The sequence below is a fragment of the Kitasatospora papulosa genome, assembly GCF_000717245.1.
Classification (GTDB): domain Bacteria; phylum Actinomycetota; class Actinomycetes; order Streptomycetales; family Streptomycetaceae; genus Streptomyces; species Streptomyces papulosus.
Genome location: NZ_JNYQ01000004.1, coordinates 1,067,198 through 1,092,828 on the forward strand (window position 1 = coordinate 1,067,198; position 25,631 = coordinate 1,092,828).

23 protein-coding genes are annotated in these 25,631 nt (G+C 73.8%); 13 read left to right on the forward strand and 10 right to left on the reverse strand.

From position 1 onward, the window contains the following. Window positions 1–47 precede the first annotated feature (47 nt). Window positions 48–2,456: an HAD-IC family P-type ATPase gene (locus IA22_RS0116180; protein ID WP_030123977.1), complete on the forward strand. Its 2,409-nt coding sequence runs from the start codon at window positions 48–50 to the stop codon at window positions 2,454–2,456. A gap of 24 nt (window positions 2,457–2,480) precedes the next feature. Here the strand turns inward: IA22_RS0116180 and IA22_RS0116185 are convergent, their stop codons facing one another. Beyond that, window positions 2,481–3,332, reverse strand: a complete 852-nt coding sequence (locus IA22_RS0116185; protein ID WP_030123978.1) for a DUF5707 domain-containing protein — start codon at window positions 3,330–3,332, stop codon at window positions 2,481–2,483. A 252-nt stretch (window positions 3,333–3,584) separates the two neighbouring features. Between IA22_RS0116185 and IA22_RS0116190 the strand changes: the two genes are divergently transcribed. After that, on the forward strand, window positions 3,585–3,848 hold the full coding sequence (locus IA22_RS0116190; protein ID WP_014154798.1) for a hypothetical protein: 264 nt from the start codon (window positions 3,585–3,587) through the stop codon (window positions 3,846–3,848). An 18-nt stretch (window positions 3,849–3,866) separates the two neighbouring features. On the opposite strand, the gene IA22_RS0116195 is transcribed toward IA22_RS0116190, so the two are convergent. Continuing rightward, window positions 3,867–7,043 (reverse strand): sacsin N-terminal ATP-binding-like domain-containing protein, encoded by a 3,177-nt coding sequence (locus IA22_RS0116195; protein WP_015578233.1) that lies wholly within the window; start codon window positions 7,041–7,043, stop codon window positions 3,867–3,869. Window positions 7,044–7,328: 285 nt separating this feature from the next. Beyond that, window positions 7,329–8,261, reverse strand: coding sequence for a DUF3027 domain-containing protein (locus IA22_RS0116200; protein ID WP_014154800.1), 933 nt, complete (start codon window positions 8,259–8,261; stop codon window positions 7,329–7,331). Window positions 8,262–8,703: 442 nt separating this feature from the next. Here IA22_RS0116200 and IA22_RS0116205 point away from each other — a divergent pair, with 442 nt between their 5' ends. From IA22_RS0116205 to IA22_RS0116220, 4 genes are read left to right on the forward strand one after another with little or no spacing between them, the layout of a single operon-like run. Further along, window positions 8,704–10,146: an MFS transporter gene (locus tag IA22_RS0116205; RefSeq protein WP_030123980.1), complete on the forward strand. Its 1,443-nt coding sequence runs from the start codon at window positions 8,704–8,706 to the stop codon at window positions 10,144–10,146. Window positions 10,147–10,173: 27 nt separating this feature from the next. Beyond that, complete coding sequence (locus IA22_RS0116210) at window positions 10,174–10,656, forward strand: hypothetical protein (RefSeq protein WP_030123981.1); 483 nt, start codon at window positions 10,174–10,176, stop codon at window positions 10,654–10,656. 25 nt (window positions 10,657–10,681) lie between these two features. Then, window positions 10,682–11,401 (forward strand): futalosine hydrolase, encoded by a 720-nt coding sequence (locus tag IA22_RS0116215; RefSeq protein WP_030123982.1) that lies wholly within the window; start codon window positions 10,682–10,684, stop codon window positions 11,399–11,401. After that, window positions 11,373–12,278 (forward strand): 1,4-dihydroxy-6-naphtoate synthase, encoded by a 906-nt coding sequence (locus IA22_RS0116220; RefSeq protein ID WP_014154804.1) that lies wholly within the window; start codon window positions 11,373–11,375, stop codon window positions 12,276–12,278. The genes IA22_RS0116215 and IA22_RS0116220 overlap by 29 nt, the downstream gene beginning before the upstream one ends. 48 nt (window positions 12,279–12,326) lie before the next feature. Here the strand turns inward: IA22_RS0116220 and IA22_RS38020 are convergent, their stop codons facing one another. Further along, complete coding sequence (locus IA22_RS38020) at window positions 12,327–12,710, reverse strand: cold-shock protein (RefSeq protein WP_014154805.1); 384 nt, start codon at window positions 12,708–12,710, stop codon at window positions 12,327–12,329. 167 nt (window positions 12,711–12,877) lie between these two features. Between IA22_RS38020 and IA22_RS0116230 the strand changes: the two genes are divergently transcribed. After that, complete coding sequence (locus tag IA22_RS0116230) at window positions 12,878–13,114, forward strand: hypothetical protein (RefSeq protein ID WP_014154806.1); 237 nt, start codon at window positions 12,878–12,880, stop codon at window positions 13,112–13,114. Between the two features lie 141 nt (window positions 13,115–13,255). On the opposite strand, the gene IA22_RS0116240 is transcribed toward IA22_RS0116230, so the two are convergent. Further along, the gene (locus IA22_RS0116240) at window positions 13,256–13,882 is read right to left on the reverse strand and encodes an HAD family hydrolase (protein ID WP_014154807.1); all 627 of its coding nucleotides are present in this window, start codon (window positions 13,880–13,882) and stop codon (window positions 13,256–13,258) included. Between the two features lie 120 nt (window positions 13,883–14,002). Between IA22_RS0116240 and IA22_RS0116245 the strand changes: the two genes are divergently transcribed. The 4 genes from IA22_RS0116245 (at window position 14,003) to IA22_RS0116260 (ending at window position 17,619) form a co-directional block, all read left to right on the forward strand. Then, window positions 14,003–14,554, forward strand: a complete 552-nt coding sequence (locus IA22_RS0116245) for a hypothetical protein (protein WP_030123984.1) — start codon at window positions 14,003–14,005, stop codon at window positions 14,552–14,554. 70 nt (window positions 14,555–14,624) lie between these two features. Then, window positions 14,625–15,686 carry a FecCD family ABC transporter permease gene (locus IA22_RS0116250; protein ID WP_403942842.1) on the forward strand — a complete coding sequence of 354 codons (1,062 nt, stop codon included), beginning with the start codon at window positions 14,625–14,627 and terminating at the stop codon, window positions 15,684–15,686. Beyond that, complete coding sequence (locus tag IA22_RS0116255) at window positions 15,683–16,768, forward strand: FecCD family ABC transporter permease (protein WP_030123985.1); 1,086 nt, start codon at window positions 15,683–15,685, stop codon at window positions 16,766–16,768. The genes IA22_RS0116250 and IA22_RS0116255 overlap by 4 nt, the downstream gene beginning before the upstream one ends. Further along, window positions 16,765–17,619 (forward strand): ABC transporter ATP-binding protein, encoded by an 855-nt coding sequence (locus IA22_RS0116260; protein ID WP_014154811.1) that lies wholly within the window; start codon window positions 16,765–16,767, stop codon window positions 17,617–17,619. The genes IA22_RS0116255 and IA22_RS0116260 overlap by 4 nt, the downstream gene beginning before the upstream one ends. A gap of 99 nt (window positions 17,620–17,718) precedes the next feature. On the opposite strand, the gene IA22_RS0116265 is transcribed toward IA22_RS0116260, so the two are convergent. The 3 genes from IA22_RS0116265 to IA22_RS0116275 all read right to left on the reverse strand — a co-directional run bounded on the left by IA22_RS0116265 (window position 17,719) and on the right by IA22_RS0116275 (window position 20,084). Continuing rightward, window positions 17,719–18,264 (reverse strand): TetR/AcrR family transcriptional regulator, encoded by a 546-nt coding sequence (locus IA22_RS0116265; RefSeq protein ID WP_015578225.1) that lies wholly within the window; start codon window positions 18,262–18,264, stop codon window positions 17,719–17,721. 12 nt (window positions 18,265–18,276) lie between these two features. Further along, the gene (locus IA22_RS0116270) at window positions 18,277–18,852 is read right to left on the reverse strand and encodes a sugar O-acetyltransferase (protein ID WP_014154813.1); all 576 of its coding nucleotides are present in this window, start codon (window positions 18,850–18,852) and stop codon (window positions 18,277–18,279) included. Window positions 18,853–18,917: 65 nt separating this feature from the next. After that, window positions 18,918–20,084, reverse strand: coding sequence for a hypothetical protein (locus IA22_RS0116275; RefSeq protein WP_030123986.1), 1,167 nt, complete (start codon window positions 20,082–20,084; stop codon window positions 18,918–18,920). 64 nt (window positions 20,085–20,148) lie between these two features. Between IA22_RS0116275 and IA22_RS0116280 the strand changes: the two genes are divergently transcribed. Beyond that, window positions 20,149–22,605, forward strand: a complete 2,457-nt coding sequence (locus IA22_RS0116280; protein WP_014154815.1) for a helicase C-terminal domain-containing protein — start codon at window positions 20,149–20,151, stop codon at window positions 22,603–22,605. 21 nt (window positions 22,606–22,626) lie between these two features. Here IA22_RS0116280 and IA22_RS0116285 read toward each other — a convergent pair whose 3' ends face one another. Beyond that, window positions 22,627–23,424, reverse strand: coding sequence for a uracil-DNA glycosylase (locus IA22_RS0116285; protein ID WP_014154816.1), 798 nt, complete (start codon window positions 23,422–23,424; stop codon window positions 22,627–22,629). A gap of 179 nt (window positions 23,425–23,603) precedes the next feature. Between IA22_RS0116285 and IA22_RS0116290 the strand changes: the two genes are divergently transcribed. Then, on the forward strand, window positions 23,604–25,247 hold the full coding sequence (locus IA22_RS0116290; protein ID WP_014154817.1) for a DNA repair helicase XPB: 1,644 nt from the start codon (window positions 23,604–23,606) through the stop codon (window positions 25,245–25,247). A gap of 20 nt (window positions 25,248–25,267) precedes the next feature. Here the strand turns inward: IA22_RS0116290 and IA22_RS0116295 are convergent, their stop codons facing one another. Continuing rightward, window positions 25,268–25,456: a hypothetical protein gene (locus IA22_RS0116295; RefSeq protein WP_030123987.1), complete on the reverse strand. Its 189-nt coding sequence runs from the start codon at window positions 25,454–25,456 to the stop codon at window positions 25,268–25,270. Between the last annotated feature and the right edge of the window lie 175 nt (window positions 25,457–25,631).

Consider the following 25,631-nt stretch of genomic DNA (forward strand, 5'->3'; position numbering starts at 1 on the left):
GGTCGCCCGGCGGGTGAACAGCCCCGCACACCCGTACGGTCGGATTCATGACGCAGCGGGCACTCGACTCCTCCGGTGAGCGACCGGACTCCGCAGGGACCTCTCGCGCGCCGGAGCCGGCGCGCGGGCTGACCACCGCCGAGGTCGCCGAACGGGTGGCACGGGGCGAGGTCAACGACGTACCGGTCCGCTCGTCCCGGTCGGTCGCCGAGATCGTCCGCGCGAACGTCCTCACCCGGTTCAACCTGATCATCGGCGTGCTCTGGGTGATCATGCTGTTCGTGGCGCCGATCCAGGACAGCCTCTTCGGTTTCGTGATCATCGCGAACACCGGGATCGGCATCGTCCAGGAGTGGCGGGCCAAGAAGACCCTGGACAGCCTCGCGGTGATCGGCGAGGCCAGACCGACGGTGCGGCGCGACGGAAGACCGGCCGAGGTCTCCGTGTCCGAGATCGTCCTCGGCGATCTGGTGGAGCTGGGCCCCGGGGACAAGGCCGTCGTCGACGGCACGGTCGTCGAGGCCGACAGCCTGGAGATCGACGAGTCGCTGCTGACCGGTGAGGCCGACCCCGTGGTGAAGCGGCCCGGCGACCCGGTGATGTCCGGCAGCTTCGTCGTCGCCGGGGGCGGTGCGTTCACCGCCACGAAGGTCGGCCGCGAGGCCTACGCCGCCCAGCTCGCGGAGGAGGCCTCCCGCTTCACCCTCGTCCAGTCCGAACTGCGCAGCGGGATCAGCACGATCCTCAAGTACGTGACGTGGATGATGGTGCCGACGGCGATCGGGCTGATCATCAGCCAGCTGGTCGTCAAGGACAACAACTTCAAGGACTCGGTCGCCCGCACGGTCGGCGGCATCGTGCCGATGATCCCCGAGGGCCTGGTGCTGCTCACCTCGGTCGCCTTCGCGATCGGCGTCGTCCGGCTCGGCCGCAAGCAGTGCCTCGTGCAGGAGCTGCCCGCCATCGAGGGGCTGGCCCGGGTCGACATCGTCTGCCTGGACAAGACCGGCACCCTCACCGAGGGCGGCATGGACGTCACCGAGGTCCGCCCGCTGAACGGCTCGGACGAGGACTACGTGCACCGCGTCCTGGGCGCCCTGGGAGCGTCCGACCCTCGGCCCAACGCCAGCCTCCAGGCCATCATCGACGCCTACCCGGACGGCGAGGGCTGGGACGTCACCGGGACCATGCCCTTCTCCTCGGCCCGCAAGTACAGCGGTGCCGCCTTCAGCGAGCGGAACGGCGACGCGTCCGCCTGGCTCCTCGGCGCCCCCGACGTGCTGCTGGCCCCGGACGATCCCGCCCTCGCAGAGACCGGCCACCTCAACGAACAGGGGCTGCGGGTCCTGCTCCTCGCCCGGGTGCGGGGTGAGCTGGACGCCCCGGAAGCCGCCTCCGAGGCCGTGCCGGCCGCACTCGTCGTCCTGGAACAACGGCTGCGTCCGGACGCCGGGGAGACCCTGGCCTACTTCGACGACCAGAACGTCGCCGCGAAGGTCATCTCCGGCGACAACGCGGTCTCGGTCGGCGCGGTGGCCCAGAAGCTCGGGATGCCGGGCGCCGAGCACGCCGTGGACGCGCGCCGGCTGCCGGAGGACCGTGACGACATGGCCACGGAGATCGAGCGGAACGCGGTCTTCGGCCGGGTCACCCCGCAGCAGAAGCGCGACATGGTCGCCGCGCTCCAGACCCGCGGGCACACCGTCGCGATGACGGGCGACGGCGTCAACGACGTGCTGGCGCTGAAGGACGCCGACATCGGGGTCGCGATGGGCTCGGGCTCGGAGGCGACCCGCGCGGTGGCCCAGATCGTGCTGCTGAACAACAGCTTCGCGACCCTGCCCTCGGTCGTGGCCGAGGGCCGCCGGGTCATCGGCAACATCACCCGGGTCGCCACGCTGTTCCTGACGAAGACCGTCTACTCGGTGCTGCTGGCGATCCTGGTGGTCTGCTTCCAGGTGGAGTACCCGTTCCTGCCGCGCCACCTGACGCTGCTGTCCACCCTGACGATCGGTGTCCCCGCGTTCTTCCTGGCGCTCGCTCCCAACAAGGAGCGTGCCCGGCCCCACTTCGTGCGCCGCGTCATGCGGTACGCGGTCCCGTCAGGGGTGATCGCGGCGGCGGCGACCTTCGCCACGTATCTCCTGGCCCGCCACCACTACGCCGGGACGGGGGCGCTGGACGCGGAGACCAGCGCGGCCACACTCACGCTGTTCCTGGTCTCCATGTGGGTCCTGGCGATCATCGCCCGACCGTACACCTGGTGGCGGATCGCCCTGGTGGCCGCGATGGGCCTGTGCTTCCTCGTCGTGCTCGCGGTGCCGTGGCTCCAGCACTTCTTCGCCCTGAAGCTGGTCGGTACGACGATGCCGTGGGCCGCGGTGGGGATCGCGGCGGTCGCGGCGGCCGTCCTGGAACTGGCCTGGAGGGTGGTCGGCCGCCGCTTCCCCACGTAGATCCGTGAAGGTGTCGCCCTTCGGCTACTTCACGTCGACGAAGTCACCCGCGGCCGTGACGGTCGGGGTGGTGGAGGTGCCGGCGAAGCTGTAGCGCCAGTAGCCGTCCACGGACGCCTTGACGGTGGTCTTCAGCGCGCCGGTGCTGCTCGACTTGATGGTCTTGACGGTGGTGTAGGTGCTGCTGGTCTTCTTGCGGAACTGCAGCTTGACGGCCTGCGTGGCGTAGCCCTTGTACGTGCCGGTCTCCCAGTTGGCACGCGAGAGCTTGCCGGTGACCGTGATGGTCTTGCCCTTCTTCACGGGCTCCGGGGCGGCGTTGACCGTGATCTTGGAGAGGCGCTGGAGCTTCGTCCTGGCGAACGCGTCCTGCTGGACGATCTGGCCGTCGTTGCTGAGCACCGCGGCTCCGACCTTCCACGTGGTGGCGTCGGAGTTGATGAGCCAGGCCGGGTCGACGGTCACGGTGAGCGTGCAGGTGGAGGTCGTGGCGTTGACCGCCTTGCACTTGGCGGCCTCCTCGTTCTGCGTGAAGCCGAAGCTGTCGTCGGAGTCGAGGTCGCTGCCGATCCACAGGATCGTTCCCGCGTCGGCGACGCCCGAGTCGTCCGTCGCCGTGATGGCGACGGTGACCTTCTTCGGGGCGGTGGTGCCGACCACGATGGCCTTGCCACCGTTGACGACGGCCTTGGTGATCTTGAGGTCGCTGTCCGAGGTGGCCGCACGGGCCGCGAGGCGCGAGGTCGGCCGCTCGGGGGCGGTGAATCCGAAGTCCGGCGTCCAGCTGCGGCCGTCGTCGGCCTGCGCCGCCGGAACGGCGAGAGCGGACAGGGCCAGGGCGCCGGAAACAGCGGCGACAGTGGCACGAATACGCATGTGTTCCCCAGGTGGAGAAGGGGGGCCGTGGCAAGTCCCTCGTCCGACGGTCCCCATGTGGTCTGTGAGTCTGCTGACTCCACAGACCCAGACCGGTCACACACGTGAATGGTTGTGCCCGCGAGGCGACTTTCCTGTGAAGATCACATCAACTGAACGACTTCTTGGCTGAGCTGGCCCCGGCGTGGCCCTCGCGGCCGCCCTTTCGTACCGACGCTCCGGCACGCGCAGTGCCTCGACGGGAGGACACAGATGATCGACCCACTCACCGGAGTGGTCGTGGTCGCGGCCGTGGGCGCGGTGGCGGCATTCGCCGGCGACCGGGTCCTCCGCCGACGGAAGCGCGCGTTCCGGGACCGCTACGGAACCTATGACGGATTCCGGACACAGGTGGACGCGGACGAGGTCCGCGCCGTACGCGACGCGCGAGGCGAGGTCGCGGCGGTCAAGGTGGTCCGCGACCGCCACCCCCTCGCCTCGCTCGCCCACGCGCACCGGTACGTCAAGGAGTTGTGAGCCCGGGCGCCGGGCCGCTCAGTCGAACCAGCGGTCCCGGGCCAGCTCCTCCGTACGCGACGGGTCCTCCAGCAGCGCGGCGACCTCGAAGCGGCGCGGCCACTGGCCGGCCGCCCAGGCGAGGCCGGCCGCCACGCCTTCCAGGGTGGCGGCGTGGACCACTCCGTCCGGGGTCCGGCGCCAGTCAAGCTCGACGCCGCCCGCGCGCAGCTCACCGTGTTCGACGTAGGTGTCGGGGGTTCCGGGGCCGAGCAGGATCCGCACGGAGTCCGGCACCCGGTGCTCCTCGCCCTCCGTCGTCACCAGGGCCTCGACGCTCTCGCCGAGCCGCCGCACCTGGAGCAGGTCCGCCAGCTCCGCCGCCCGCGCCGGGGCCACCGGCAGCAGCGGGAGGCCCCCGGTCAGCGGCAGCAGGTCGGGGGCGTCGGCGATCACGACGTCCGCCGCGTCGGCGACCCGCACCTCGTCGTCCACGACGGCCCGCAACTCGTCCGGCAGCGTGACCTGTTCGGGGTCCAGTTCGGCGAGCGCCGTGTAGAGGGAGTGGAGCTGCACCGGCCCGACCGGACGCTCCTCGTCCGCGAGCCGCCCCAGCAGTTCGGCCGCCCCGCCCGGCTCGTCCAGGAGCGCGGCCACCGAGGTCCGTACGCCGAGCGCGCGCAGCACCTGTGCGTCGTCGAAGCCCGTCGCGTCGGCGGAGTCGTACAGGCCCTCCAGGCGCGGGTCGCCCCCGGCCGCGCGCAGGCCGGCCGGGCGGCGGCCGTCGAGCACCGGGTGGTCCCGCAGCCACCACGCGGTGTAGGGCCGCACCGACTGCGTCGTGCCGTCGGGGAGCAGCACCCGTACCGGCTGGGTCAGAGCGTCGCGCAGCGGCGGGCGGGCCAGCATCGCCAGGGCCTGCGGCCAGGCGTCGTCGTCGACCAGGTCCAGGTCGCGTACGGCGACGAGCTCGGTGGCGACCGGCGGCACCGGGGTGTCCGGGAGCTGGTCCAGGACGTCCTCGCACCACACGTCGACGGCGTCGAGCAGACCGGCGTCGTCGGGCTCGGCGAAGTCGCTGTCGCGGGGCTCCAGTTCGTCCGGGTCCAGGACGACGTCGGTGGCCCGTACGAGCGCGAAGGTGGCCAGCACCCCGCAGGCGGTCAGGGGCTGTTCGCCCCAGCGCCCGGCCATCTCCGTGTCGCACAGGGCGAGTTCGCCCTCGCGCATCACCTGGGCGAAGGGGCTGCCCGGCAGCACGAGTTCACCGGCGGGCGCCTGTTCCCCGTCCTCGTCGGGCAGGGCCAGCGCACCCAGCCAGGGCTCGTCGCCGGGGGCCAGGTCCGCGTCGCGCACGAGGGTGAGGACGGTCTCGGCGAGCTCGTCCGCGTCCAGGGTGTCCTCGTCCCAGATCTCGCCCGCGTCCAGCGAACCGGCGACGGCCGCGCGGACCTGCGGGGTCGTCAGGACGGCCCGGGGGGTGGCGGGCAGCGCGCCCAGCTTCTCCAGCAGGGGGTGGGCGGCGTCGGGGTGGGCCACCTTCAGACCGAGCCGGGCCAGCTTGTCCAGGACGGGTGAGGCCGGCTCGTCCGGCAGCGGCAGGAGGACCTGACGGGGCCCGATGGTGGTGCGGGGCACGTCCGAGGAGCCCGCGAGGGGGACGGGCAGCCCGGAGAGCCGGTCGGGGTCGACACCGGCCAGGCTGTCGTAGAGCCGGCGCCACCACTCCGGGGCACGCTCCAGGCCTGCCAGCCGGTCGACCGCCTCGGTCAGCGGGACCCGGGCGACGCCGAGGGCCCGCAGCTCGGTGCGGCGCTCCAGCCCGGCGGGCAGCAGACAGGGCAGAACCTCGGCCAGGACCCGTACGGTCTCCGCGCCGACACCCTCGACCACCTCGGCCTCGACCGGCCGCAGCGCGGCCGTGTCCCGGGCCGGGGCCCCGGCACCGTCCCAGTCGTCCCACTGCCCGTCCGCCTCGGCGGGGTCCCGGGGTGCCGCGGGCTCCAGGAAGGCGACGCGGGGCAGCCGTTCAAGGATCGCGGCACGCAGGGCGCCGTCCAGCTGCCCCTTGCCGAGCGCTCCCGGTACCAGCGCGATCGTCGCGACGGAGACGGGCTCCCACGCGGCGAGCAGCTCCGCGTAGGCGTCGGCCGCGCGCTCCACCAGGAAGTCGGTCAGCGGGCCGGGCGCGGGGTGGCGGCGGGTGGTGTCGAGCGGCAGCGAGGCGATCAGCAGCGCGGGGACGCCGAGGGGTTCGTCGGTGGGGGTCGGGGCGTGCACGACGGGCGCCGTGCGGGGGTGCAGCGGCGCCCCGTCCTCGTCGACGGGCACGGCCCACGTCACCGACCAGTGCGGACGCAGCCGCTCCTCGACGGGCCGGTCGGCCAGCAGCGCGGGGTCCAGCGCGCCGTTGCCGGCGGCGGTGCGCCAGCGGTGGAGTCCGCGCGCGGAGTCGTCGACGTGCGTGTACGGGCCCTGCTGCGAGCGCCGCAACGTGCGTACACCGTCGGGGGTTTCGATGACGACCTCGTCGAGGCCCGGCAGGGTGAGCAACAGCGCGTCGTCGACCCCGTCGAGCAGCCTGCCCACGAGGTCCTCGGCGACGCCGTCGCGGAGCGGCAGGACGACGACGGTGTCGTAGCCGTCGGGCGCCGTGCCCTCGGCGGGCAGCGGCAGCCGGAGCAGCGGCACGTGTCCGTCGCGGCGGCGCAGTTCGTCGCCGAGGCCGGGACTCCCGACGGCCGCCTGACGCGCGAGGTCCCGGGCCTCCGCGAGGGACCAGCGGACACCTCCGTGGCGCCCGATCACGGCGGGCTCGTCGCTGACGGCCAGCACGGCGGCGAAGCCCACACCGAAGCGGCCGACGGCCGCCTCGTGGCCCTCACGCTTGGCGGAGGCCCGCAGCGTGCTCAGTGACTCGACGCCGGTCGCGTCGAGGGGGGCACCGCTGTTGGCGGCGGCCAGGACGGCGGGGCCGTCGGCGGACGCGGCGTGCAGGGTGAGGCGGAGCCGGCCGGGGACACCGGCGCGGGCGGCGGCGTCGGCGGCGTTCTGCGCCAGTTCGACGACCAGCCGGTCGCGGTAGCCGCCGAGGGCGAGGTCCTCCTCGGCGTTGGCGTCCTCCCGGAAGCGGGCGGGACCCGCTCCCCAGGCGTCGAGCACGCCGCGCCGCAGTCGCGCCGTCCCGAACGGATCGGCCCCCTCGGTCGCATTCATGCCCACGCTCCTACTCCGCTCTTCCGGTGACCCGTGACGCCCAGTGTGCGCCCGAAGGTACCGCGACCGGGAACCCCCGCAGCGCCCCGTCCACGGGGAGCGCTCCGGCCTCGGAGCACCCCAGGACACCGTCCGGGGCCCCCGGCGGTCGGCGGCCGCGGTCGCGGGACGTCACCCGGAGGGGGCGGTGGGCAGGGCGGAGAGGCGCGGGGGCCGCGGAGAACGGTCCGCGGCATGCCGCCGCCGGGGTCCGGCACCGCGCCGGACCCTGGGCGTGCGGCGGCGTCAGGAGTGGCCGAGGTCTTCCGTCGAGCCGTCGGGCTGCGCCGGGACCGAGCCGGAGTCGTCCGCCGGACGCAGCGCGTACGTGTCCACCCGCATGGTGTCCAGCGCGTGCGGCGCCGGCTTCGGAGGCTTCGGCATGACCGCGGCCTCGGAGTGGCCCCCGCAGCCGTACGACAGGGAGACCACCCGGCCGTCCGCCGGGGCGAACTCGTTCGCGCAGACGCCGAAGGCCTGCCTCAGTGAACCCGCCATCGGCACCAGGAACGCACAGGTGACGCAGGACGCCGGCGCCGCCTGCGCCATGGGTGTCCTCGCGCCGAACTCCTCGTCCCACCGGTCCGCCGCGAGCCCCAGTCCGTACCGGGACAGCACCCGCGCACGGCGCGTGCCGAGCTCCTCGGCGACCGAGGTGATCGAGCCGCGGTTCGTCGCGGGCAGCGTCGTCAGCTCCGCGTCCTCCGCGTCGGCGAGGGCGGCCAGCTCCTGCGACACGTCGGAGACGGCGGAGTTCGGCAGGGGCTCGTCCTCGCCCGTCCAGCCTGGCTCCAGGCGCGGATCCTCCGCCTCGGTCGGCAGGAGATCGCCGGGACCCATGTCACCGGGCCGCAGCCGCTCGCTCCAGGGCACCCACTCGGGGGCGAGGAGCGCGTCGGACCCGGGCAGCAGCACCGTTTCGTCAAGGGTGACGTTCTTGGCGCGGGAGGCCCTGGCGACCGTCACCGCCCAGCGCCAGCCCCGGTAGCCGGGCTCCTTGGACTCGAAGTAGTGCGTGACCACCCGGTCCCCCTCGGAGACCACGGCCACGTGCTCACCCACCACTCCGGGCGCGGCGGCTTCCTCCGCCGCCGCGCGTGCGAGGTCTACCGCCTCGGCGCACAGGCGGTCGGGGGCGGGGGTACGGGCCGTACGGCTTCGCGTCGTCGCAGCACTCACAGGTCTCGCTTCTCTCCATACGCCGTCTCACGAGCGCGCCAGCAGCTCCATCGATGTCCGATTTCGGCCATGACAGTTGTGGGCGGAGCGGACCTGGGGGCCGCGTCGACGTCCACACCCGTTGTGCCTGCCTCGGGCGCGCCTTCTGCCACCCATTCTGCGGGATCGCGGAGAGGCGCGCGGCCAAGAACAACCGCCGGTGGCGCGTGAGTGCACGCTACCCTCTCCGCCGCCCCGAGCCCACCTGCCCGTCCCAAACAGGTCCGTAACCCTTTCGGCCCGGCTCCGGCTCCGCGGCCGGGCCGGAGGCGGAAACGCCCGGGAACACCGGTGTGTCCCAGCCGTTTTCCGGCCGGGGAGGACTCACCCGACGGAGCGGACCGGACCGCGCCGCGGACCGATCATGGGTTCGTCACGGCAGGGGGTGGGGCACTATGACCACGTGGCCGCCGCCAGGTCGTCCGACGGATCCGGCCCGCTCCGCAGGGCGGGCCGGGCGATGGCCCGTGCCCTGCGCGCCCCCTTCACCGGCGCCGCGCGGGGGATCCGCAAGGCGACGCACGCCCACGGGGCGGGCGAGTCCGGTCTCGGCAAACTGATCGAACTGCACGCGGTCAACGGCGCCGGAGACGTCATGATCACCGTGGCGCTCGCCTCCACGGTCTTCTTCTCCGTGCCGACCGACGAGGCGCGCGGGCGCGTCGCCCTCTACCTCGCGGTCACGATGGCCCCCTTCACCCTGCTCGCCCCGGTGGTCGGCCCGCTCCTGGACCGGCTGCCGCACGGCCGTCGCGCCGCGATGGCCGGCGCCATGTTCGCGCGGGCCGTGCTCGCGATCACGATGTCCGGCGCGGTGGCCACGGGCGGACTGGAGCTCTATCCGGCGGCGCTGGGTGTCCTCGTCTGCTCGAAGGCGTACGGGGTGGTGCGCAGCGCCGTCGTGCCGCGCCTCCTGCCGCCCCGCTTCTCCCTCGTGAAGGCCAACTCACGGGTCACCCTGGCCGGTCTCCTGGCGACGGGCGTCGCGGCGCCGATCGGGGCGGGGCTGCAGAGCATCGGGTCCCCCTGGCCCCTCTACGGAGCCTGCGTGATCTTCCTCTGCGGGACGGTCCTCGCCTTCACGCTGCCCCCCAAGGTCGACTCCGCGAAGGGGGAGCGGAAGGCCCGGCTGGTCGTCCCCCACGAGGAAGCGGTCCGTCCGCCCGCCCCCGCCGAGGTCCCCAAGGGGTCGAAGGGACGCTGGTCCGGCAGCACCAGGGCCGGCGGGAGGAAGGGGCGGGAGAAGCCGCCCGGGCTCCGTTCCGTCGGACCGTCCGTCCTGCACGGCCTCCAGGCCAACGCAGCGCACCGCGCGCTGTCCGGCTTCCTCATCTTCTATCTGGCCTTCCTGCTGCGCGAGCATCCGCTGGCCGGGCAGAGCGCCGCGGTCTCCCTCGGCATCGTCGGCGTGGCCGCCGGAGCCGGCAACGCCTTCGGCACGGCGGTCGGCTCGTGGCTCAGGGCGCGCGGTCCCGAGCTGATCGTCGCCACGGTGCTGGGGCTCGCCCTGGGGGTGGCGGTGCTCGCCGCGATCTTCTTCAGCACGGTGATGGTGGCCGCGCTCGCCGCGGTCGCGGGATTCACCCAGGCACTGTCGAAGCTGTCGCTGGACGCGATGATCCAGCGCGACGTGCCGGAGGAGGTGCGTACGTCGGCCTTCGCGCGTTCGGAGACGCTGCTCCAGATGTCCTGGGTGGTGGGCGGGGCGATCGGCATCGCGCTTCCCCTCAACGGAGCACTCGGCATGTCGGTCGCCGCCGGGATCCTCGCACTGGGCGCGGGCGCCTCCGTACGGGGTCTCCTCGGGGCCGCACGGCGCGGCTCACCGCACCCCCGCGTGGCGTGAGCGGCACCGACCGATAACCTTCGGCGCATGACCGTTCCGTTCTTCTCCGGTAAGAGCCGTCGAATCGGCGTCGCTCTCGGTGCCGTGTCCGCGGGGCTCCTTGTCCTGTCCGCCTGCGACAAGCCGACGCCGCTCGCCACCGTGACGGTCGGCGACAACTCGGTGAGCACCGAGGCCGCCTGCTACAACGACGGCAACGCCCTCAAGGAGTCCGAGATCCAGGGCTGCCTCAACAAGAAGGCGGAGAAGTCCGTCAAGGTCGCGATGGACGACAAGGTCCGCTTCGGCGTCGACCCCGAGGTCGCGGACAACGGATGGACCCTGTTCATCAACGGCCAGCAGGCCGAGCAGGAGCCGTACAAGAAGACCTACCGCTCGATCCCCGGCAGCGCGTTCTTCGCGAGCCAGACGGGCGAGACGACGGCGGACAAGACGCAGATCAGCATCGTGGAGACCAAGGGTCAGAAGCTCACGGGCGTCTGGCACTTCCAGCTCACGAAGACGTCCTGACCCCCTGATTCCGAGGACCACCGCTGTGCGGGTGCTTGTCGTGACCGCCGTCCCGGCCGAGCGGGACGCGGTCACGCGTGCGTTCGGGGCCGGGCGGCGGGTGCGTGAGGTACCGGGCGGCGAAGTGCACCGCGCCGGCCCGTTCGACGTCCTCGCGGGCGGCGTGGGCCCCGCCGCGGCGGCCGCGGCGACAGCTCTGGCCCTGGCCACCGCGCCCGCCGACGATCCGTACGCACTCGTCGTCTCGGCGGGCATCGGCGGCGGGTTCGCCCCCGCGGCGCCCGTCGGCTCCCTCGCCGTGGCGACCGGCATCGTCGCCGCCGACCTCGGCGCGGAGACCCCGGACGGTTTCGTGCCCGTCACCGGTCTCGGCTTCGGCAGGGACACGTTCCTGCCGCCCGAGGCCCTCGTACGGGACGTGGCGGAGGCCACCGGCGCCGTGCCGGGCCCCGTCCTCACCGTCTCCACCGTGACCGGCAGCGCGGCGCGCACCGCCGAGCTGCTGGCCGCACACCCCGGAGCCGTCGCCGAGGCCATGGAGGGCTTCGGCGTCGCCGAGGCCGCCGACCGGTTCGGCGTCCCGGCGCTGGAGCTCCGGGCCGTCTCGAACACCGTGGGGCCGCGCGACCGCGAGGCCTGGCGTATCGGGGACGCGCTGGCCGCGCTCACCGAGGCGTTCGGGAAGACCGCACCCGTAGTGGAAAGTTGGACCCGGCATGACCGACTCGACCGACACCGTGACTGACACCGCGACCGACCCGGCCGGGGCACCGCTCCCCGCGCTGCGGATCGCCTTCTCGCCGTGCCCGAACGACACCTTCGTCTTCGACGCCTGGGCGCACGGAAGGGTCCCCGGCGCGCCCGCCCTCGACGTGACCTTCGCCGACATCGACCTCACCAACGGCATGGCCGAGCGGGGCGAGCTCGACGTGCTGAAGGTGTCCTACGCCGTCCTGCCCTGGGTCCTCGACGAGTACGCCCTGCTGCCGTGCGGGGGAGCCCTCGGACGTGGCTGCGGGCCGCTCGTCCTCACGAAGGAGGCGGGCACGGACCTGACGGGGAAGACCGTCGCCGTGCCGAGCGAGCGCTCCACCGCCTATCTGCTGTTCCGGCTGTGGGCGGCGGAGGTCGTGCCGGACGGGGTGGGCGAGATCGTCGTCATGCCGTTCGACGAGATCATGCCCGCGGTGCGCGACGGCCGGGTCGACGCCGGACTGGTCATCCACGAGGCGCGCTTCACCTACCAGAACTACGGTCTGCACAGCCTCGCCGACATGGGCGAGCACTGGGAGTCGACCACCGGCCTGCCGATCCCGCTCGGCGCGATCATCGCCAAGCGCTCGCTGGGCGAGGAGACGCTGAACCGGCTGTCGGAGGCGATCCGGACGTCGGTGCGGATGGCCTGGGACGACCCGGAGCGCTCGCGCCCGTACGTCCTGGAGCACGCCCAGGAGATGGACCCGTCCGTGGCCGACCAGCACATCGGGCTGTACGTCAACGAGTTCACCGCCGACCTCGGTGAGCACGGCTACGCGGCGATCCGCGGCCTGCTGACCCGGGCGGCGGCCGAGGGCCTCGTGCCGGCACTGGCCCCGGACGCGTTCTCCGTCACCGGGCGCTGACCGGGGGGACGGCCGGACCCGCCGGGGTCCGGCCGTCCGCCGGGTGCGTCAGACGTCGAGCTGGTCGGCGACGGCCCTCAGCAGGCCGGCGATCTTCGCGCCCGCGGCCTTGTCGGGGTAGCGGCCACGCTCCAGCAGCGGCGTGATGTTCTCCAGGACGGTCGTGAGGTCCTGCACGATCGAGGCGAGCTCGTCGGGCCTGCGCCGCTGCGCGGCGGCGACGGACGGTGTGGGGTCGAGGATCACCACGGAGAGGGCCTGGTCACCGCGCTGGCCGGCGACCACACCGAATTCGACGCGCTGACCGGGCTTCAGCGCTTCGACGCCGGCCGGGAGAACGGAGGAGTGGACGAAGACGTCGGCGCCGTCGTCGCGGGAAAGAAAGCCGAAGCCCTTTTCCGAATTGAACCATTTGACCTTACCCGTGGGCACGTCTGTCCTCGTCCTCGATCTCGTCGGTGCGCGGGGGAGCCGCGGAAAACGGCTCCGGATAGCAGTACAGCGGGTCTGCGACCCGCCGTGTCCCAGGCTAATGGCCCGGGAGCCGGACACAAGACGTCGCCGAAGGGTTCCGCCGAGCTGGGAACTACCCTGGCCGGGTGAGTACTACTCCTTCCGGCGCAGGCGACCGGCTCGTACAGGTCGGCGCGATCGTCTTCTTCATCGGCGCACTGGCCACCCTCGTCACCGTCGCCCCCCTGTTCCTGGGCACCGACCCCTTCCCGCCCGTCGCGTACGCGGTGTGCATGCTGATGGGCCTGGGCTTCCTGATCGCGGGCGCGGGGGTGGTGCGCTCGGTGTGGAAGAACTCCCCGAAGCGCGCCGCCGCGAGGTAGCCGCCCACGCCTCCCGCGGCCGGACCCCGCTCCCGCGCCGGATCCTCGGGCGCGCGCCCTCCCGGGAGGGGACCGGGCCGCTCCCGGACAATGGCGCGAATCAGGTGTCCGCGGCTCCCGGCCCGGCCCCTGCCCCGGTCGTCAGGCGCCCGCGAAGGTCCTCAGCCAGGCGGGGAACGCCGTGAGGTCCGGAAGGATCACGTCGGCTCCCGCCGTCCGCAGCTCCTCCTCGTCGCACGGGCCGGTGGTGACGCCGACCGACAGGGCGTTCGCGGCGTGGGCCCCGCGTACGTCCCCGGTGTGGTCGCCGACGTAGACCCGCGCGCCGTGCTCCAGGAGCGCCTCCGCCTTGCCCTCGGCCCAGAGGCCGCCGATCAGGACGTCCGCCGCGATGCCGAGGTGCGCCAGGTGGAGCTTGGCGTTCGGTTCGTACTTGGCGGTGACGACCACGGCCCGCCCGCCGAGCGCCTGGACGGCCTCCACGGCCTCCCTGGCACCGGGGAGCGCGGTGGTCGGCGCGATCGCCGTGTCCGGGTACATCGCGCGGTACCGGTCGCAGGCCGCGGCGATCTCGTCGGCCGGGAACCAGTTGGCCATCTCGTCCTCGAGCGGCGGCCCGAGGCGGCTGACGACGAGGTCCGTGTCGATGTACACACCCGTCTCGGCGGCGAGTCTCACGTAGGCGGCCTTGATGCCGGGCCGGGAGTCGATGAGCGTCATGTCGAGGTCGAAGCCGACCGTCAAGGTGTGTGAGGACATGCTCCCCATTGTGCCGACCGCCCCGGCCCCGGTGTCCGGCCCCCGGGCGGCGGGGCCCCGGCGGTCCGGAACGGGCCGTCGGCGTGCAGACTCACGACACCCTGCCCCGCCCCCGCCGAGGAACCCGCATTGACCCCGTACTCCCTGGCGTTCTACGTCCACGCCGTCACCACCGGTACCGTGCTCGGCCTGCGCCCGACCGACTCCCCCGACCGGGTCGCGGCCGTCCTGGGCCCGGACTTCGCCGAGAGCACCTTCGGCGGACGGGCCATGTCCCGCGACTACGGCCTCACGGAGTTCCACTTCCACCGCGCCCACGCCCGGGACCCGTGGGAGGGACACCACTTCGGCCTCCAGGTGCACCGGCTCGCCCGCCGCGACCCCACCGTCCCCGGCGAGGTGCTGCGCCAACGCTACGGGCGCTTCACGCCCCGGCTCCGCTTCGAGAAGCTGCGCCGGCTCCTGGACCGCCGCGGGGTGCCGCTGGTGGAGATCCCGGAGTACCCGGGGAACGCACCGTACTACCGCACGTTCTGGCAGCCGGACTCCCTGACGGCGGTCTCCTTCGTCGCCGAGCGCGGTGCACACAGCACGCCCGCCCTTCTGCGGGCCGGTGACGTGTACGGCGTGCACGCACCCGTCACCGCCCGGGAGGTGGAGACGCGCCGGGAGCGGGCCTGAGGGCGGGGCCCGGAGGCGCCCTGCCGGTGCCTGCGGCGCGCACATAGACTTAGCCAAGCCTTACCTCGCAATGCCCCGTTCCGTGCCGGTCCCCGGTCCTCGCCCACCCCGATTGGTCCCGATGGCAGCCGCCGCTCCACGCCTGTCCAGACGCGCGCTCGCGACCGCCGCGGCCGTCGTCGCCCTGCTGCTGTCCGTCCTGCTCAGCCTCGCCGTGGGGGCGAGGAGCATCGCGCCGTCCGCGGTCCTCGACGCGCTGCTGCACGGCGGGCACTCGGACGCCGCCGAGGTGATCCGGCAGATGCGGGTGCCGCGCACCGTGATCGGGCTGATGGTCGGCGCGGCGCTCGCCCTCGCCGGCACGGTGCTCCAGGGCATCACCCGCAACCCCATCGCCGACCCCGGGATCCTCGGGATCAGCCAGGGTGCCTCGGTGGCCGTGGTGCTGGCCATCGCGTACGCCGGGATCCACACCCTGACCGGCTACGTGTGGTTCGCCTTCGGCGGGGCCGCCGTCGCATCCGTGGCCGTGTACGCCATCGCCTCCCGGGGCCGTGGCGGCGCGACCCCGGTGAAGCTCGCGCTGGGCGGGGCCGCGATCAACGCGCTGCTGGTGTCGGTCACGATGGCGGTCCTCACCACGAAGGCCTCGGCCCTCGACGAGTTCCGCTTCTGGCAGGTGGGCTCGATCGCCGGACGCGAGGCCCAGGTCGCCCAGCAGATCTGGCCGTTCCTCCTGATCGGCACCGTCCTCGTGGTGTCCGTGGCGCGCGGACTCGACGCGCTGGCACTCGGCGAGGACGTCGCGAAGGGCCTGGGGCAGAACGTCGCGGCGGTCCGGATCGTCGGCGGGATCGGGGCGACCGTGCTCACCGGCGCGGGCGTCGCGGCGGCCGGGCCGATCGCCTTCGTCGGCCTCGCCGTCCCCCACATCGCCCGCGCGCTCGTGGGCAGCGACCACCGCTGGGTGCTCCCCATGGCCGCACTCGTCGGCCCGGCGATGCTCCTCGTCTCCGACGTCGTCGGCCGGGTCCTGTTCCCGCCCGGCGAGGTCCCGGCGGGCGTCATGACGGCCCTGATCGGCGTCCCGTTCCTCGTCACCCTCGTACGCCGGAAGGCGGTGCCCGCATGAGCGCGGACACGGCAGTGCCCGTACGCACTCCGGTCCGGCCCGCCGGTTACCGGGTCGTGCGGATCGGGAAGCGGGGCCGCTTCCTCGTCCACCGGCGGGCGGGGCTCGTCGCGGCGGCTCTGACCGTCGTCCTGGCGGCGGTCTGTGTCGCGTACCTCTGCGTCGGCGAGAGCTTCGTGGCGCCGGCGGAGGCCGTGCGGGTCGTCCTCGGGCAGCCGTCACCGGACGAACTAGTCGTGGGCACGCTGCGGCTGCCCCGCATGGTGGTCGGGCTCCTGGTGGGCACGGCGTTCGGGATCGCCGGGGCACTGATCCAGACCGTGGCCCGCAACCCGCTCGCCAGCCCCGACATCATCGGCATCAGCCAGGGCGCGAGCGCGCTCACGGTCGGCGCGATGACCTTCGGCCTCACCTCCTACACCGTCCTGCCCTACCTCTCGGTCGTCGGCGGGGTCGCCGCAGCGGCCCTCGTGTACGCCTTCGCGTGGCGCGGCGGACTCCACGCGACCCGGTTCGTCCTCATCGGGATCGGCTTCGCGATCGCCCTGCGGTCGGTGACGACCCTGTTCCTGACGAAGGGCGACTACCTGGTCGCCCAGCAGGCGCAGATCTGGATGACGGGCTCCCTCAACGGCCGGGGCTGGGAGGAGGCCGCGCCGATCGGCTGGGCGCTCCTCGTCCTGCTGCCCGCCGTGCTGTGGGCGGCGCGCGCGCAGCGCACCGTCTCGATGGACGACGACACCGCGACGGCGCTGGGCGTCCGCCTCGGGCGCGTGCGGCTGGGGCTCGTCGCCCTCGGGGTGGTCCTGGCGTCCGTGGCGACGGGGACGGCCGGACCGGTCGACTTCGTGGCCCTGCTCGCCCCGCAGATCGCCCGCCGGATGACGCGTACGGCACAGATCCCGCTGCTGTGCTCGGCCCTGCTCGGCGCCGTGATCGTCGTGTTCGCGGACCTGCTGGCCCGCAGGCTCTTCTCCCCCACCGAGCTGCCGGTGGGCGTGCTGACGGCGGCGGTCGGCGCCCCGTATCTGATCTGGCTGATCATCCGTGGCCACGGCGGCCGCGCTGGAGGCAACGCATGACGACCACCCGTACCGAGAACGGCGCCACGTCCAGGCTCGCGGCACGCTCCCTGACGCTGGCCTACGACGACCGCACCGTCGTCCACGAGCTGGACCTGGCCGTTCCCGACGGCTGCGTGACGGTCATCGTCGGCCCGAACGCCTGCGGCAAGTCCACGACGCTGCGGGCCCTCGGCAGGCTCCTGAAGCCCGCCGGCGGGTCGGTGCTCCTGGACGGCACGGAGCTCTCGCGCATCCCCACCCGCACGATCGCCCAGTCGGTCGGGCTGCTCCCGCAGACGCCCGTGGCCCCCGAGGCGATCACCGTCTCGGACCTGGTCGCCCGGGGCCGCCAGCCGCACCAGCGCTGGTGGCAGCAGTGGTCGGACGAGGACGAGCGCGCGGTGACGGAGGCCATGGAGCGCACGGACGTCACGGCGCTCGGCGACCGGCCGGTGGACGAGCTGTCCGGGGGCCAGCGCCAGCGCGTGTGGATCGCGATGGCGCTCGCCCAGGACACGGACCTGCTGCTGCTCGACGAACCCACGACCTACCTCGACATCGCCCACCAGGTCGAGGTCCTGGACCTGGTGCGCCGGCTCGCCGCCCCGGCGGCGGACGGCACCCGCGGACGGACCGTCGTGACCGTCCTGCACGACCTCAACCAGGCCGCCCGGTACGCCGACCACCTCGTGGCCATGAAGGAGGGCCGCATCGTCGCCGAGGGACGGCCCGGTGACGTCGTCACGGCCGGGCTGGTGCGGGAGGTCTTCGGTCTGGAGGCCGTCGTCGTCCCCGACCCGGTCACGGGTTCGCCGCTCGTCGTGCCCGGAGCGCCCTGGGCTCCCGCCCCGGCCGGTCCGACCGGGTAGCGGGCGGGTGTGCCTGTGGGGCGCGGGGTCAGGTCCGCGCCCCACAGGCGGTTTCGGGGTCGTACGACGGGCGCCGCCGCGGCCAGGTGAGAGGTCCGCTCAGCCGCCGGACGTCATCCGCCGCACCGCCAGCCGTGTCAGCTCACGGCTCTGCGGCTCGGTGTCGAGCGACCGGTGCAGGGCCAGCCCTTCGATCAGCGCGTCCAGCGTGCGGGCGGTGTCCGGGTCGAAGTGCTGCTCCAGGAGGCGGCGGCTGCGGTTCATCCAGGCGTGGGTGAGCTCGCGGTACTCGTCGCGCCGCGCGGCCAGCGTGTAGAGCTCCTGGGTGAGGACGAGGTCCCGGCGGGGTCCTTCGGACAGCACGTGGATGAGGTCGATGACGGCCTCACGCGCCTGCTCGGGGGTGTCGACCCGGCCCAGGTACAGCTCGAACACGGCCACGATGTGATCGGCGAAGCGGGTGAAGGCCTCCCGCAGCAGATCGTCCATGCCGCCGAAGTGGTACGTCATGGAGCCCAGCGGAACATCGGCGCGTACGGCGATCTTGCGGTGCGAGACGCCCGCGACGCCCTCCTCGGCGATGTGGTCGAGGGTGGCGGCGAGGATGCGCTCGCGCCGCTGCGGATCGGTACGTCCGGTGGCCATGGGACAGGAGTATCAGACGCCGCGGACGACGCGGGCGGGGTTGCCCACGGCGACGACGTCGGCGGGGATGTCCTTCGTGACCACCGCGCCCGCGCCGATCACGGAGTTGTCGCCGATGGTCACCCCGGGGCAGACGATGACGCCGCCCCCGAGCCAGACGTTGTCACCGATCGTGATGGGGAGCGCGGCCTCCAGCTTGTCGCGCCGGGGCCCCGGTTCCACGGGGTGGGTCGGGGTGAGGAGCTGGACGTTCGGGCCGATCTGGCAGTCCTCGCCGATGGTGATGCGCGCGACGTCCAGCGCGGTGAGGTGGTAGTTGACGAACGTGCGGGCCCCGATGGTGATGTTGCTGCCGTAGTCGACGTACAGCGGCGGGCGCACGTCGACGCCCTCGCCCACGGAGTCCAGCAGCTCGGCGAGGATCGCCCTGGCGGTGTCCGCGTCCTCGGCGCCCTGGTAGCGGGCCATGAGACGCATCGCCCGCTGCTGCTGCCGGGCGATCTCGGGGTCGTCGGCGATGTAGAGGTCGCCCGCGAGCATGCGTTCGTGGTTGGTGCGCGGATCGTTGGCGAAGTAGTCCGTCGGCATGCGCACGATCGTACCCCTGAGATGTACGAACGTACACTCCCTTGCCGCGCGTGCCCGCCGCGTCCTCAGCCGGGCAGCCGGCGGGACCGCCACACGAGGTACAGCGCCGACGCCACCGCAGCCACCCGCACCACCACCGGCCAGGCCTCCGTCATCGCGTCGCCCACCGCACCCTCGGCGAGGGGCTCGCCCCAGCGGCCGTCCATGCGCCCCCACACCCAGACGAAGGCGCCGGCCACCACCACGCCGGGCAGGCCCATCGCCACCCACTTCGCCTCCGCCCGCGAGAACTTCCGCGAGCTGTACGCCAGCAGCCAGCCGCCCGCGAGCGCCAGCCACGAACCGAGCACGGCCCCGGCCACGAGCAGCACGGCGGCCAGCAGCAGCAACGGGTTCGAGAGCCGGGGCCGCGCCGCCGCCCCGGTGTCCACGACGGCCCGGCGGGGGCGGCGCAGCCGCAGCCTCGGGCGGCGCGGGGGCGCGGGCGGGACGGGCTCCGCGGCCTTCGGGGCCGCCTCCTCCGGTCCGGGCTCCGCCTCCACCGGGGCACGCGGCCCCGGCGCCTTCGGCGCGCTCGGCATCCCGAACAGCTCCGGGCTCTCCAGCCCGCCGACGAACCCCGGCACCGCCGTACCCGGCCCCGTCGCCCCCGACATGCCCGAGGGCCCCCGGCCGCCCTCCCCGAAGGGCCCGGGCTCGATCCGCCACCACTCGGGCTCGCCCCCGGACGGCGCCTGGTCCAGGCCCGCCATGTGCGGGGCCGACGCCGAGGGCCAGTCCGTCACCGGCTCCCCGGCGCCACGCTCCTCGGGTACGGGCCGCGCGGCCTCCGGTCCGGGACCTGCGGACCCGGGGGGCGAGGGCTCCTCCGCACTCTGCGACGCGCCCTTGCGTGACGCGTCTTTCCGGAGCATCCCCCGCCGCGCCCGCGGCACCCCGCGCGGGTCCGCCGCGCCCGCGGCGGCGTCGGCCCGGGGGGACGGCAGCGGCACCGCCCCGTCGCCCGACTCGGCCGCCGCGGAGACGAGTTCACCGGGTGCGCCGAGCCTGCCGAGGATGCGCCGGACCACGGCCGGGGAGTCCGAACCGTCGGTGCCGCGCTGCCGGTCGATCTCGCCCCGGAGCGTCGCGACGAGTCTCATCCGGGCGCCCGAGGACAGCTGTTGCTGCTGCGCCAGGTCACCGACCCGGCTGAGATAGTCGAAGACAAGCTGGTCGCTCTCGATGCCCACGCGATGGTTCTCCCGTCACCCGCCCTGCCCCGACGGTAGCGTTCCAGCGGCTACCGTGGGACGGATGGGGACGACCACACCACCGCGTACGCTCGCCGAAGCTCTGCGCGCCCGGGGCGACGAATCGCTGGCAGGGCTGCTGCGCGCGCGCCCCGACCTGCTCAGCCCCGTGCCGAACGACATCACCCAGCTGGCGACGCGCGCCGGCACGCGCGCCTCCGTCGTCCGAGCGCTGGAGCACCTCGACCGTTTCGCCCTCCAGACCGCGGAGGCACTGGCCGTGGCGCCGGACCCCGCTCCGTACGGCACGCTGCTCGCGCTCCTCACCGGTGACGGCCAGGACGACGGCGAAGGGCGCGACGACGCGGGTGCGACGATCACCGCCGCACTGCCCGGCGCCCTCGCGACGTTGCGCGAACAGGCCCTGGTCTGGGGCGAGGACACGGCACTGCACCTCGTACGCACCGCGCGCGAGCTGCTCGCCCCGTCCCCGCAGCACCCCTCCCCCACGGGCCTCGGGCCGACCGTCGCCGAGGCCACGGCCGGGATGTCGCCCGGCAGGCTGCAGGAGATCCTGGCCGCCGCCGGGCTGTCGGCCACCCACGACCCGGTGTCCGCGGTCACCGCGCTGACCGGGCTGTTCACGGACCGGACCAGGATGGCGGAGCTGCTGGACACCGCGCCGGTCGAGGCGCTCTCCGTGCTCGACCGGCTGGTCTGGGGACCGCCGTACGGGGAGGTCACCCCGAACCCCGCCCCTCCCGTGCAATGGCTGCGCGACCGCGGGCTGTTGCTGCCCGTGTCGACGCGCACCGTCGTCCTGCCGCGCGAGGCGGCGCTGCACCTGCGGGCGGGCCGCGCACACCGCGTGCCCGAGCCCCTCGCCCCCGAACTCGTGGCGGCGGCCGAACGGGATCCCCAGGCTGTGGACAGAGCGGCGGCCGGTCAGGGCTTCACGGCGCTGTCCACCCTCGAGGAACTGCTGAAGCTGTGGAACGACGGCGGCCCCGCGATCCTCCGCGCGGGCGGCCTGAGCGTGCGCGACCTGAAGCGTGCCGCCGCGGCGCTCGACGTCACCGAGCCGGTCGCCGCCTTCTGGATCGAACTCGCCTACGCGGCGGGCCTGGTGGCCTCCGACGGCGGGACCGACGAGCGGTACGCCCCGACGCCCGCGTCCGACGAGTGGCTGGACCTGCCCGCCCAGGACCGCTGGACCCACGTCGTCACCGCCTGGCTCGCCGCCACCCGCACCGCGGGCCTGATCGGCGGTCAGGACTCCAAGGGCCGGGCCCTGTCGGCGCTCGGCCCCGACCTGGACCGCTCGGCCGCGCCCGAGGTACGCCACCGGGTCCTGGCCCTGCTGGCCGCGCTCCCGCCGGGCACCGCACCCGACCCGCAGACCCTGCTCGCCCGGCTCCGCTGGGAACGTCCGCTGCGCGCGACCGCGCCGGCGGCCCCCGGCGACGCCTCCGACCTGCGCTCCCGGATCGCCCTGTGGACGGCCAACGAGGCGGAGCTGCTCGGGGTCACCGGACGCGGGGCCCTCTCCTCCCAGGCCCGGGCGCTCCTCGACGAGGGTCCTGACACCGCCGCCGCCCGGCTCGCCCCGCTGCTCCCCGAGCCCCTGGACCACGTGCTGCTCCAGGCCGACCTGACGGCGGTCGCCCCCGGCCCGCTGGAACGCCCGCTCGCAGACATGCTCTCGGTGCTCGCGGACGTGGAGTCCAAGGGCGGCGCGACGGTCTACCGCTTCACGCCTGGTTCCGTGCGCCGCGCGCTCGACGCCGGGCGGGCCGCGACCGACCTCCACGCGTTCCTCGCCACCCACAGCCGCACCCCCGTGCCGCAGCCGCTGAGCTACCTCATCGACGACGTGGCACGCCGTCACGGCCATCTGAGGATCGGCGCCGCCTCCGCCTACGTGCGCTGCGACGACGAGGCCGTGCTCAACGAGATCCTGGCCGACAAGCGCTCGGCGACCCTGCGGCTGCGCAGGCTCGCACCGACCGTGCTGGCCGCGCAGGCCGACCCGGGGTCGCTCCTCGAAGGGCTCCGCGAGATGGGGTACGCCCCGGCCGCCGAGTCCGCCGAGGGCGACGTGCTGATCACCCGGGCCGGCGCCCGCCGCACCCCGCCGCGTACGCCGCCCGTGCCCGTCCCCGAGGGCCCTCCGGTCCCGGACGCCACGCTGCTGTCCGCCGCGGTTCGGGCCGTCAGGGCCGGTGACACGGCGGCCAGGGCCGTCCACAGGGAGAGCGCTGACACCGGGCCGGCGGGAGCCCTTCCCCGTACGACCCCGGCCGAGACCCTGGCCACGGTGCAGGCGGCGGCGATGACCGGTTCGGCGGTCTGGATCGGCTACGTCAACGCGGACGGCGCGGCCAGCCAGCGGGTGATCGCCCCGGTCAAGGTGGAGGGCGGCTTCGTGACGGCCTACGACCACACCGCCGACGAGGTCCGGACGTATCCGTTGCACCGGATCACGGGCGTCGCGGAACTCGCCGACGAGCAGACGAGCTGACGGGCGGGCAGGCGGGCGGCTCTACGGAGCGACGGACCGGCCGGCCGGCAGCCCGCCGAGGGCGGCGGCCTCACGCAGCACGTCGACGAGCATCGGCATGGTGAGCCGGCCCGTGAACGTGTTGCGTCGGCTCGGGTGGTAGCTGCCCAGCAGGTGCAGCTCCTGTCTGCGCTCCGTGGCGGGCAGCACGGCATGGGCGCCGTGGCCGAACACCGGCCGCGGGCGTGGCACCCGCCAGCCCGCCTCGTCCAGCACCGGAAGCAGGGCCTGCCAGCCGAAACCACCGAGGGCCACCACCACGCGCAGCCCCGGGCTCAGCAGGTCCAGCTCGGCCGACAGCCAGGCCCGGCAGGTGTCGCGTTCCCCGGGAGTGGGCTTGTTGGCCGGGGGCGCGCAGTGCACGGGCGAGGTGAGCCGCACCCCGCGCAGGGTCAGGCCGTCCCCGGGGTGGACGGAGGACGGCTGGGAGGCGATCCCCACGTCGTGCAGCGCGGCGAAGAGGAAGTCACCGGCCGCGTCACCCGTGAACATGCGGCCGGTCCTGTTGCCGCCGTGCGCGGCGGGCGCGAGCCCGACCACCGCCACCGTCGCGTCCGCGGGTCCGAACCCGGGCACGGGCCGCCCCCAGTACTCCTCGTCCTGGAAGGCGGCGCGCTTCACCTCGGCGACCTCCTCCCGCCAGGCGACCAGCCGGGGACAGGCCCGGCACCGCGTGACGAGGGCGTCCAGCTCACCGAGGCCGGAGCACCGCGGGGCGTGGCGGGCCGGGTAGCCCCGGTCGTCGTGGTCCGCGCCCCGGTCCGGCTCCGTGTCGTCCATCCCTCCACGCTACGGGCCGGGCGGCTGCCGGATCGCGGTCCGGCGCGGCGGTCCTGACGGGCGGCGACGGGACACCGGGCCGCGCAGGGCCCCGCCCGCTCACGCCCGCGATGCGGCACACTGGACGTTTGGCCGTTCGCACCCGGGCGGCCACCCCACGCCGGAAAGGGCCGACGCGCGTGACCGGACCCCTCATCGTCCAGAGTGACAAGACGCTGCTCCTGGAGGTCGACCACGACCAGGCCGAGGCCTGCCGTCGTGCCATCGCGCCCTTCGCCGAGCTGGAGCGTGCACCCGAGCACATCCACACCTACCGGCTGACCCCGCTCGGCCTGTGGAACGCCCGTGCCGCGGGGCACGACGCCGAGCAGGTCGTCGACGCCCTGGTCGAGTACTCGCGCTACCCCGTGCCGCACGCACTCCTCGTCGACATCGCCGAGACGATGGCGCGGTACGGCCGCCTCACCCTGTCCAAGCACCCGGTGCACGGACTGGTGCTGACGTCCAACGACCGGCCGGTGCTGGAGGAGATCCTCCGCTCGAAGAAGGTCCAGCCGCTGGTCGGGGCACGCCTCGACCCGGACACCGTGGCCGTGCACCCCTCCGAGCGGGGGCAGATCAAGCAGACGCTGCTGAAGCTGGGCTGGCCGGCCGAGGACCTCGCCGGTTACGTCGACGGCGAGGCGCACCCGATCGAGCTCGACCAGGACGGCTGGGCGCTGCGTCCGTACCAGAAGCAGGCCGTCGACGGGTTCTGGCACGGTGGCTCGGGCGTCGTCGTGCTCCCCTGCGGTGCCGGCAAGACGCTGGTCGGGGCCGGTGCCATGGCCGAGGCCAAGGCGACCACGCTGATCCTGGTCACCAACACCGTGTCCGCCCGGCAGTGGAAGCACGAGCTGGTGAAGCGGACCTCGCTGACCGAGGACGAGATCGGCGAGTACAGCGGTACGCGCAAGGAGATCCGGCCGGTCACCATCGCGACGTACCAGGTGCTGACCACGCGCCGTAAGGGGATCTACCCGCACCTGGAGCTGTTCGACTCCCGCGACTGGGGGCTCGTGATCTACGACGAGGTGCATCTGCTGCCCGCGCCGGTCTTCAAGTTCACCGCCGACCTCCAGGCCCGCCGCCGCCTCGGCCTCACCGCGACGCTGGTGCGCGAGGACGGGCGCGAGTCGGACGTCTTCTCGCTCATCGGGCCCAAGCGGTTCGACGCGCCGTGGAAGGAGATCGAGGCGCAGGGCTACATCGCGCCCGCCGACTGCGTCGAGGTCCGCGTGAACCTCACGGACTCGGAGCGCCTGGCGTACGCGACGGCCGAGGCCGAGGAGAAGTACCGGTTCTGCGCGACGACCGACACGAAGCGCAAGGTCACCGAGGCACTCGTGCGCAAGCACCAGGGCGAGCAGACCCTCGTCATCGGGCAGTACATCGACCAGCTCGACGAGCTCGGTGAGCACCTGGACGCCCCGGTCATCAAGGGTGAGACGAGCAACGCGCAGCGCGAGAAGCTGTTCGACGCGTTCCGCGAGGGCGAGATCAGCGTGCTGGTCGTGTCGAAGGTCGCGAACTTCTCGATCGACCTGCCGGAGGCGACCGTCGCGATCCAGGTGTCGGGGACGTTCGGCTCGCGCCAGGAGGAGGCGCAGCGGCTGGGCCGGGTGCTGCGGCCGAAGGCGGACGGGCACGAGGCCCGCTTCTACTCGGTGGTCGCCCGGGACACGATCGACCAGGACTTCGCGGCGCACCGCCAGCGGTTCCTGGCCGAGCAGGGCTACGCGTACCGGATCGTCGACGCGGACGAGCTGCTGACGGAGAGCTGACAGGGTCGCCGGCCGGGGGCTCAGCGGTGGCGTACGACGCCCGCCTCCTCCGCGTACTCACCGAGCACGGCCACACCGAACGCGGTGCGCGCGAACACGGAGACGGCGCGCACCGCGTTTCCCATGCGGTGGCCTCGTGGGTGACCGGTCGCCGCGGTCGCGCCGTGCGCGGGGCCGGTCCTGTCCGGGTTCAGATAAAGGCTGCTCATGCATTCCATGGTGCTCCGCCCGCCGGCGCCCCGGCATCGGCCTGCGGGCCGAAGCGCGGACGGCCGGGGGTAGGCCCCAGGTCGCATGCCGTCCCCTACGGGACGGACACGGCACCGCGTCAATTCGTTCGCCCCCGGGTGCCGCGATCGCTACAATCGCCGGTCTGCCCGCCTC

Coding starts and splice junctions, on each gene's coding strand:
- IA22_RS0116180 (WP_030123977.1), top strand. CDS start 48: ATGACGCAGCGGGCACTCGACTCCTCCGGTGAGCGACCGGACTCCGCA.
- IA22_RS0116185 (WP_030123978.1), bottom strand. CDS start 3,332: ATGCGTATTCGTGCCACTGTCGCCGCTGTTTCCGGCGCCCTGGCCCTG.
- IA22_RS0116190 (WP_014154798.1), top strand. CDS start 3,585: ATGATCGACCCACTCACCGGAGTGGTCGTGGTCGCGGCCGTGGGCGCG.
- IA22_RS0116195 (WP_015578233.1), bottom strand. CDS start 7,043: ATGAATGCGACCGAGGGGGCCGATCCGTTCGGGACGGCGCGACTGCGG.
- IA22_RS0116210 (WP_030123981.1), top strand. CDS start 10,174: ATGACCGTTCCGTTCTTCTCCGGTAAGAGCCGTCGAATCGGCGTCGCT.
- IA22_RS0116220 (WP_014154804.1), top strand. CDS start 11,373: ATGACCGACTCGACCGACACCGTGACTGACACCGCGACCGACCCGGCC.
- IA22_RS0116240 (WP_014154807.1), bottom strand. CDS start 13,882: ATGGGGAGCATGTCCTCACACACCTTGACGGTCGGCTTCGACCTCGAC.
- IA22_RS0116250 (WP_403942842.1), top strand. CDS start 14,625: ATGCCCCGTTCCGTGCCGGTCCCCGGTCCTCGCCCACCCCGATTGGTC.
- IA22_RS0116255 (WP_030123985.1), top strand. CDS start 15,683: ATGAGCGCGGACACGGCAGTGCCCGTACGCACTCCGGTCCGGCCCGCC.
- IA22_RS0116260 (WP_014154811.1), top strand. CDS start 16,765: ATGACGACCACCCGTACCGAGAACGGCGCCACGTCCAGGCTCGCGGCA.
- IA22_RS0116265 (WP_015578225.1), bottom strand. CDS start 18,264: ATGGCCACCGGACGTACCGATCCGCAGCGGCGCGAGCGCATCCTCGCC.
- IA22_RS0116270 (WP_014154813.1), bottom strand. CDS start 18,852: ATGCCGACGGACTACTTCGCCAACGATCCGCGCACCAACCACGAACGC.
- IA22_RS0116280 (WP_014154815.1), top strand. CDS start 20,149: ATGGGGACGACCACACCACCGCGTACGCTCGCCGAAGCTCTGCGCGCC.
- IA22_RS0116285 (WP_014154816.1), bottom strand. CDS start 23,424: ATGGACGACACGGAGCCGGACCGGGGCGCGGACCACGACGACCGGGGC.
- IA22_RS0116295 (WP_030123987.1), bottom strand. CDS start 25,456: ATGAGCAGCCTTTATCTGAACCCGGACAGGACCGGCCCCGCGCACGGC.